Origin of the sequence: Vibrio sp. MMG023, from assembly GCF_021654215.1 — a bacterium.
Lineage (GTDB): Bacteria > Pseudomonadota > Gammaproteobacteria > Enterobacterales > Vibrionaceae > Vibrio > Vibrio jasicida.
In genome coordinates, this window is record NZ_JAKFZP010000002.1 from 968572 (window position 1) to 976062 (window position 7491).

3 protein-coding genes, 14 tRNA genes and 1 rRNA gene are annotated in these 7491 nt (G+C 44.9%); 14 read left to right on the top strand and 4 right to left on the bottom strand.

The annotated features are described in order from the left end of the window. Window positions 1-19: 19 nt before the first annotated feature. From mltC to L1076_RS09670, 14 genes are all read left to right on the top strand, one after another. Window positions 20-1150 carry a membrane-bound lytic murein transglycosylase MltC gene (gene mltC, locus L1076_RS09605; RefSeq protein ID WP_045405473.1) on the top strand — a complete coding sequence of 377 codons (1131 nt, stop codon included), beginning with the start codon at window positions 20-22 and terminating at the stop codon, window positions 1148-1150. A gap of 109 nt (window positions 1151-1259) precedes the next feature. Beyond that, window positions 1260-1335 (top strand) — tRNA-Phe (locus L1076_RS09610). A 51-nt stretch (window positions 1336-1386) separates the two neighbouring features. Continuing rightward, a tRNA-Thr gene (locus L1076_RS09615) sits at window positions 1387-1462 on the top strand. Between the two features lie 7 nt (window positions 1463-1469). Then, a tRNA-Phe gene (locus L1076_RS09620) sits at window positions 1470-1545 on the top strand. A gap of 42 nt (window positions 1546-1587) precedes the next feature. After that, window positions 1588-1663, top strand: a tRNA-Asn gene (locus tag L1076_RS09625). A gap of 70 nt (window positions 1664-1733) precedes the next feature. Further along, window positions 1734-1809, top strand: a tRNA-Thr gene (locus L1076_RS09630). Window positions 1810-1816: 7 nt separating this feature from the next. Further along, a tRNA-Phe gene (locus L1076_RS09635) sits at window positions 1817-1892 on the top strand. A 42-nt stretch (window positions 1893-1934) separates the two neighbouring features. After that, window positions 1935-2010 (top strand) — tRNA-Asn (locus L1076_RS09640). 294 nt (window positions 2011-2304) lie between these two features. After that, on the top strand, window positions 2305-3930 hold the full coding sequence (locus tag L1076_RS09645) for a methyl-accepting chemotaxis protein (RefSeq protein WP_042605284.1): 1626 nt from the start codon (window positions 2305-2307) through the stop codon (window positions 3928-3930). Between the two features lie 233 nt (window positions 3931-4163). Continuing rightward, window positions 4164-4239: transfer RNA gene (locus L1076_RS09650), tRNA-Phe, on the top strand. A gap of 51 nt (window positions 4240-4290) precedes the next feature. Next, window positions 4291-4366: transfer RNA gene (locus L1076_RS09655), tRNA-Thr, on the top strand. A 21-nt stretch (window positions 4367-4387) separates the two neighbouring features. Next, a tRNA-Asn gene (locus tag L1076_RS09660) sits at window positions 4388-4463 on the top strand. A gap of 40 nt (window positions 4464-4503) precedes the next feature. Continuing rightward, window positions 4504-4579: transfer RNA gene (locus tag L1076_RS09665), tRNA-Thr, on the top strand. Between the two features lie 15 nt (window positions 4580-4594). Next, window positions 4595-4670: transfer RNA gene (locus L1076_RS09670), tRNA-Asn, on the top strand. Window positions 4671-4809: 139 nt separating this feature from the next. Here L1076_RS09670 and L1076_RS09675 read toward each other — a convergent pair. The 4 genes from L1076_RS09675 to L1076_RS09690 all read right to left on the bottom strand — a co-directional run bounded on the left by L1076_RS09675 (window position 4810) and on the right by L1076_RS09690 (window position 7378). Next, window positions 4810-6246 carry an NAD-dependent succinate-semialdehyde dehydrogenase gene (locus L1076_RS09675; RefSeq protein ID WP_080774398.1) on the bottom strand — a complete coding sequence of 479 codons (1437 nt, stop codon included), beginning with the start codon at window positions 6244-6246 and terminating at the stop codon, window positions 4810-4812. A 775-nt stretch (window positions 6247-7021) separates the two neighbouring features. After that, window positions 7022-7098, bottom strand: a tRNA-Asp gene (locus L1076_RS09680). A gap of 31 nt (window positions 7099-7129) precedes the next feature. Next, a 5S ribosomal RNA gene (rrf, locus tag L1076_RS09685) occupies window positions 7130-7245 on the bottom strand. A gap of 57 nt (window positions 7246-7302) precedes the next feature. Next, a tRNA-Thr gene (locus L1076_RS09690) sits at window positions 7303-7378 on the bottom strand. Window positions 7379-7491: the final 113 nt, after the last annotated feature.

Here is a 7491-nt window from a genome sequence, read left to right on the forward strand (position 1 = left end):
AAAAGCTACCTAAATAATTATGAAAAAAATTGCCTTTGTCGTTACTGCCCTTTTAATGGCAGGTTGCAGCCGTGAGTTTGTCGAAAAAATTTATGACGTTGATTACGAGCCGACGAACCGCTTTGCGAACAACCTAGCTGAGCTGCCAGGACAATTCGAAAAAGACACCGATGCTTTAGATGCGTTGATCAGCAGCTTCTCAGGAAACATCAAAAAGCGCTGGGGCCAACGCGAGGTAAAGGTTGCAGGTAAAAGCAATTACGTAAAATACATCGATAACTACTTAAGTCGTGCCGAGGTCGATTTCCAAAAAGGTGTGATAACCATCGAAACGGTTTCTCCGACGGAGCCACAAAAGCACCTGAAAAACGCCATCATCACGACACTTTTAACTCCAGATGATCCAGCCAATGTCGATCTATTCTCTTCTAAAGAGATCAAATTAGAAGGACAGCCATTTCTTTACAATCAGGTCGTTGATCAAGACAAAAAGCCCATTCAATGGTCATGGCGCGCGAATCGCTTTGCCGATTACTTGATTGCTAACCAAGTAAAAACCAAAGACGTTGACTTTAAAAAAGCCTACTACGTTGAAATTCCAATGGTGGAAGACCATTTCTCACAACGCAGTTACCAATATGCAGATATCGTGCGTCGCGCCTCGAAGAAATACGACATCCCTGAAGATTTGATTTACGCCATCATCAAAACCGAAAGTAGCTTTAACCCGTACGCGGTAAGTTGGGCAAATGCGTATGGCTTGATGCAGGTTGTTCCAAAAACGGCTGGTCGTGACGTATTCAAGCTAGTGAAGAATCGTTCTGGGCAGCCAAGTCCAGAATATTTATTTAACCCAGAGAACAACATTGATACCGGAACGGCTTACTTTTACATTCTAAAAAATCGTTATTTGAAAGATGTCCAGCATCCAACATCTTTGGAGTACAGCATGATTTCCGCTTACAATGGCGGAACTGGTGGTGTTTTGAACACTTTCCATCGCACCGATCGCAAACGTGCAATGAAAGATTTAAATTCTTTACAGCCAAATCAAGTTTATTGGGCGTTAACAAAGAAACACCCGAACGCTGAAGCACGCCGATACCTAGAAAAAGTTACAAATTTCAAAAAGGAATTTAACGCAGGGTAAACTTTTTCTCGACAGTTGAATAAAAAGCGTTCGAACAACCACTTTTTTGAAATTATTTAAAAAAAGTGGTTGACGCAAAGCGGGAAAATCCGTTTAATAGCGCTCCGTTGCCCGGATAGCTCAGTCGGTAGAGCAGAGGATTGAAAATCCTCGTGTCGGTGGTTCGATTCCGCCTCCGGGCACCACAATTTAAAATTGTTGGTGCTTAGCACGAACAGTTAAAAAGAAAACGGTACGCCGACTTAGCTCAGTAGGTAGAGCAACTGACTTGTAATCAGTAGGTCACCAGTTCGATTCCGGTAGTCGGCACCATTCTTTTGCCTCGATAGCTCAGTCGGTAGAGCAGAGGATTGAAAATCCTCGTGTCGGTGGTTCGATTCCGCCTCGAGGCACCATATTTGGTGCGCTTGCTTAAAGTAAGACACAAACAGAATAGTTCCTCCTTAGCTCAGTTGGTAGAGCGACGGACTGTTAATCCGCAGGTCACTGGTTCAAGTCCAGTAGGAGGAGCCAACTTCTAGAATTTCATGTAAATGAGATTCTAAAAATGAAGAGTCTAACTCTTCTAAAAAGAATAAAGTGTGCCGACTTAGCTCAGTAGGTAGAGCAACTGACTTGTAATCAGTAGGTCACCAGTTCGACTCCGGTAGTCGGCACCATTCTTTTGCCTCGATAGCTCAGTCGGTAGAGCAGAGGATTGAAAATCCTCGTGTCGGTGGTTCGATTCCGCCTCGAGGCACCATATTTGGTGCACTTGCTTACAGTAAGACACAAACAGAATAGTTCCTCCTTAGCTCAGTTGGTAGAGCGACGGACTGTTAATCCGCAGGTCGCTGGTTCGAGCCCAGCAGGAGGAGCCAATTTAGAAAGCCAAGTCTTCGGACTTGGCTTTTTTCTTATCTGCAATATCCAAAACTCTCCCCCTATTTTCTAGTTCCGTCGAAACTTCTCCCTCAACGCCTTCAAGAAACAACCCTATTAACGTCTAGTTCATTTGATATAAAACACTTATTTCACGCTAAAAATTTAATCCAAATCATAGTTTCATCACTCGCAGATAGGCGCGTGTATACAAGTTCAATAATATGAATTTATTATTACGCCCCTTTATAAGCTATGCATTGCATAGTACGAACACGCTTTGTGAGCTAACTATGAAATTAAAAACTCAAGCCTATTTATTATCGGCCATCATATTGATTGCCCTGCTTGCATTAACTGCAACGGGTCTTTGGACACTTCGCGTCGCAAGTAACCTTGATAACAAAGCTCGAGTGACTGAGCTATTCAAGAGTGCTTATAGCATTCTAACTGAAGTAGAGAAAATGGCGGTAGAAGGCAAAATGCCTGAAGATGAGGCTAAAGCACTCGCGACTCGCCTACTTCGCAACAATATCTACAAAGACAACGAATACGTCTATGTTGCTGATGAGAACATGTTATTTGTGGCAGCCCCTTTAGACCCTCAATTGCATGGCACTAGCTTCCATGACTTTCGAGACGGTGATGGCAATAGTGTCGGTCAGCTGATCTTGGACGTGCTAGGTCGTAAGACAGGTCAAATCGTTGAATACACCTGGACACAAAAATTGCCTGACGGCACCATCGAAGAAAAGCACTCTATCGCCGAGAAAACACCGCATTGGAACTGGGTTGTCGGTACTGGTATCGGCTTTAATGAAGTCAACGCACGCTTCTGGTCAACAGCGCAATGGCAGCTAGCATTGTGTCTGGCGATTGCTGGCGCGATTCTAGGCGGCTTAATCATCTCTATCCGCAAGATGCTTAACCTTCTTGGTGGTGAGCCGAATGACGTTCGTGAGGCGGTTCAGGCCGTCGCTCAGGGTAATATCCAAACCAGCTTTGAATACACAGCCCCTAAAGACAGTATCTATGGTGCGGTGCAAGAGATGAGTCAATCGTTAGCTAAGATGGTCACCAATCTAGACGCGTCAATGCACGCATTACGTTCAGAGCTATCAGCGGTAGAATCGCGCTCTAACTCTATTGCTGATTTGACCATGTCTCAGCAGCAATCGACGGCGATGATCGCAACAGCGATGACAGAAATGGCTTCTTCAGCCAACCATGTTGCAAGTTCGGCAAGTGACACGGCACATAACACCGATGAAGCAGACAAGCAGAGCCAACACACGCAATCATTGATCCACAGTACGGTAGATAATATTCAAGGCTTGGCGACCCAGCTCAATACAGCCAGTAAAGCCGTTGCGGATCTTGACCAAGATGTTAACAGTATTGTGAAAGTTCTCGACGTAATCGGCGACATTGCTGAGCAAACTAACCTACTGGCGTTGAATGCCGCCATTGAAGCAGCTCGTGCGGGTGAACAAGGTCGAGGCTTTGCGGTAGTAGCAGACGAGGTTCGCAACCTAGCAGGACGCACACAAGACAGCACAAAAGAGATTCAACAGATGATTTCTAACCTTCAGGAAGGTTCGCGTAACGCTATCCATACGATGGAGATTTGTGCCGAAACTAGCGAAAGCACAGTAACCGAGTCTATGAACGCCTCAGAAGCGCTACAACAGATAGTAACTGCATTAGAGTCCATCACGGCCATGAGCCAGCAAATCGCAACAGCAGCCGCTGAGCAGACTCAGGTAAGTGATGATATTGCGCATCGCATTAACCTTATCGAAGAAAGCGGTAGCCAGCTCAACACGGTAGTCACAGAAAGCCAATCAAGCACACAGACATTGGCGTCTTTAGCGAATGAGCTTGAAGGTTGGGTGAACAAGTTCTCAGTAAAGCACTAGTTTAAAGTCAATTGTTCAATAAAAAGCACGTTTTCGGACGTGCTTTTTTGTTTTTATGGTATTTATTTAGCAAGCGAACTCATGCTCCTATCATAATCAAGGCTTAAAATATGGTGCATTCCTGTTAAAAACGCATAAAAACAGCCCACTCCGAGCACAAATTCATCAAACGATATTTTATTTTAATTTTATTGTTGACGTGAAAGCGGAAAAGCCTTTTAATACACCTCGTCGCCCGGATAGCTCAGTCGGTAGAGCAGAGGATTGAAAATCCTCGTGTCGGTGGTTCGATTCCGCCTCCGGGCACCACAATTTAAAATTGTTGGTGTCTTACACGAACAATAAAAAGAATAACGGTACGCCGACTTAGCTCAGTAGGTAGAGCAACTGACTTGTAATCAGTAGGTCACCAGTTCGATTCCGGTAGTCGGCACCATTTATTCTTAAACAAGATAATTCCTCCTTAGCTCAGTTGGTAGAGCGACGGACTGTTAATCCGCAGGTCACTGGTTCAAGTCCAGTAGGAGGAGCCATCTTTCAGTTAGTAAGTCGATTACTTATTAACGAAAATGTGCCGACTTAGCTCAGTAGGTAGAGCAACTGACTTGTAATCAGTAGGTCACCAGTTCGATTCCGGTAGTCGGCACCACTTAATAAAATCTGTTCCTCCTTAGCTCAGTTGGTAGAGCGACGGACTGTTAATCCGCAGGTCACTGGTTCAAGTCCAGTAGGAGGAGCCATATTATAAAAAGCCGCATCACTTGATGCGGCTTTTTTGCATCTGAAGAAAACTCACAGCTCCCCTCTTCATCTACCTTTATCTCAATAAACAAAAAGCCAGGTGATATACCCAGCTTCCGTCTTTGTCTCGTGAGAAGGTTAGCTCAAACCTCCAAGGCAGATATACTTCGTCTCTAGGTACTCATCGATACCTTGTTTAGCACCCTCACGACCAATGCCAGATTCTTTGATACCACCAAACGGCGCAACTTCCGTAGAGATAATCCCTTCGTTTATCCCTACCATGCCGTATTCCAAACCTTCACTAAATCGGATAATGCGTTTCAAGCTATCGGTATAGAAGTAGCAAGCTAAACCATACTCGGTGTCATTAGCCATCGAGAGCACTTGTTCATCGTCATCAAAACTAATGACTGGCAAAACCGGACCAAACAACTCTTGTTGCACGATCGCCATACCTTGTCCGACATCATCTAAGATAACAGGCTCCATAAAGCGCCCAGTGAGTTTTTGAGGCTGGTTAAGTATTGTTGCTCCTTCTTGTACTGCCTGATCGACTACCGCCTCTAGACGATGCTTAGAAGCCATAGTGATAACAGGGCCAAGAGTTGTATTTTCCTCAAGACCATTACCGACCGCCAGGCTTGCCACTTTATCAAGAAGCTTAGTTAAGAACGCCTCTTTCACACTCTGATGTACATACAAGCGGTTGGTACACACACAGGTTTGTCCAGCATTACGAAACTTGGAAGCAATTAAGCCATTCGCTGCAGCTTCTAAATCTGCATCCTCAAAAACAATAAAAGGTGCGTTACCACCCAATTCCATAGAAGCGGCTTTAACCGTATCACTTGCTTGTTTCATTAAGATCTTACCGACACGTGTCGAACCAGTGAAAGAGATCTTCTTAATACGAGGATCGGTACTTAATACCAAACCGAACTCAGCCGCCTGTTCAGAAACAACGGTAGACAATAGAGCTTTGGGGATACCAGCCCGATGAGCAAGCTCCACCACAGCCAGAGCAGTCAAAGGCGTTAATTCAGAAGGTTTAATGATCATCCCACATCCCGCAGCCAGAGCAGGAGCCGCTTTTCGAGTGATCATTGCAATAGGGAAGTTCCATGGTGTAATCGCTGTACACACGCCGACAGGTTGTTTGATGGTAGAGAGGCGTCTATCTACCGCTGGGGCTGGAATAACCTCACCATAAGTGCGTTTAGCCTCTTCTGCAAACCATTCAACAAAAGATGCGCCGTATGCGACTTCTCCACGACTTTCAGTAAGGGGTTTACCTTGTTCTAAGGTAATGATGTTCGCGATGTCTTCCGTATGCTCTACAAGCAATTGGAACCACTTTTTTAGGGAAGCGGAACGTGCTTTAGCGCTGAGTTTTGCCCACTCAACTTGAGCCGATTTGCACGCTTCTATTTGCACATCTAACTCATCCAAAGAGCTAGGCTTTAAGCGAATCAGTTCTTGCTCAGTCGCAGGGTTAATAACGGCAATCCCATCTTGAGAAGACAGGCTTTCGAATAAGACTCTTAGCGTTTCACTTTCTATCTGCTGCATCATTAGGTTGTACTCCCATAAGAACCTTTACTAGGTTAATCCTTCTGACAAATAAGAGTAAAGCAAACAAAGTTTTATTCAGCGTAAATATGAGAAGTGATGACCCAGTAGGGTTAGCCGGTGATACCGATAAGAGAACACAAACAAAGATAGCTATTATTGAAGAAGGTAACCATTTGATGGGTCATAAGATTGGTGTTATTGAATGCCCCATTCCTTGATAGATAAAGCATTAGAGGGAATCTCTAACGTAACCAAATGACAGAGTAGATTTTCAATAAGGGTGGATAGACTAGGGGCGTATATCTGAATAAATAGTTGGGCTTGTAGGCTATAGACAAACCTTGCGAGCCTTACTTTCCTATAAACGAAAATCATATTCCCTAAAACGCAAAAACCAGTCCGAAGACTGGGTTTCTGAATAAGTGGTGGAATGGCTGGGCTTGCTCGTAATTGGACTCGCACACGAGCAGGACTCATTGGTCGTAGACCAAAATAACATCGCAAATACAAAAAGACCTCAGCATTTCTGCTGAGGTCTGGAATAAGTGGCGAGTCGGCGGGGACGCCTAGTTCGGGGTTGCGGGCAACCGGGACTCATTCCCTGAAAGGGAACATTTTTGAGCTTTAAAACGACAAAACCCAGTCCGAAGACTGGGTTTTTAAATAAGTGGCGGAGTGGCTGGGCTTGCACACAAGCGGGACTCGTTGGTCGCAGACCAAAATAATATCGTAAATACAAAAAGACCCCAGCATTTCTGCTGAGGTCTGGAATAAGTGGCGGAGCGGACGGGACTCGAACCCGCGACCCCCGGCGTGACAGGCCGGTATTCTAACCAACTGAACTACCGCTCCGCACTGGTTAGACTCTGGAGTCTAAATAAGAACCTGGCGATGTCCTACTCTCACATGGGGAAACCCCACACTACCATCGGCGCTACTTTGTTTCACTTCTGAGTTCGGAATGGAATCAGGTGGGTCCAAAGCGCTATGGTCGCCAAGCAAAATTCTTTACGTTTTGTTTTAAGCTTTGATTTAAAGCGTAAAACAAACAGTAAATGGTGCTGATACCCAGAATCGAACTGGGGACCTCATCCTTACCAAGGATGCGCTCTACCGACTGAGCCATATCAGCACATTATCTGTGTCCGTGAGGACTAAAAAAGCCCGCTTTTTCAAACGGGCTCTCTTAACTTTTGTCTTCACCTTCTTAAAAAGGCAAAAACTAAATTTAAAGCCTGGCGATGT

Bases quoted from the DNA above. Each gene is read 5' to 3' on its own strand.
- mltC (WP_045405473.1), top strand. From the start codon at position 20: ATGAAAAAAATTGCCTTTGTCGTTACTGCCCTTTTAATGGCAGGTTGC.
- L1076_RS09645 (WP_042605284.1), top strand. From the start codon at position 2,305: ATGAAATTAAAAACTCAAGCCTATTTATTATCGGCCATCATATTGATT.
- L1076_RS09675 (WP_080774398.1), bottom strand. From the start codon at position 6,246: ATGATGCAGCAGATAGAAAGTGAAACGCTAAGAGTCTTATTCGAAAGC.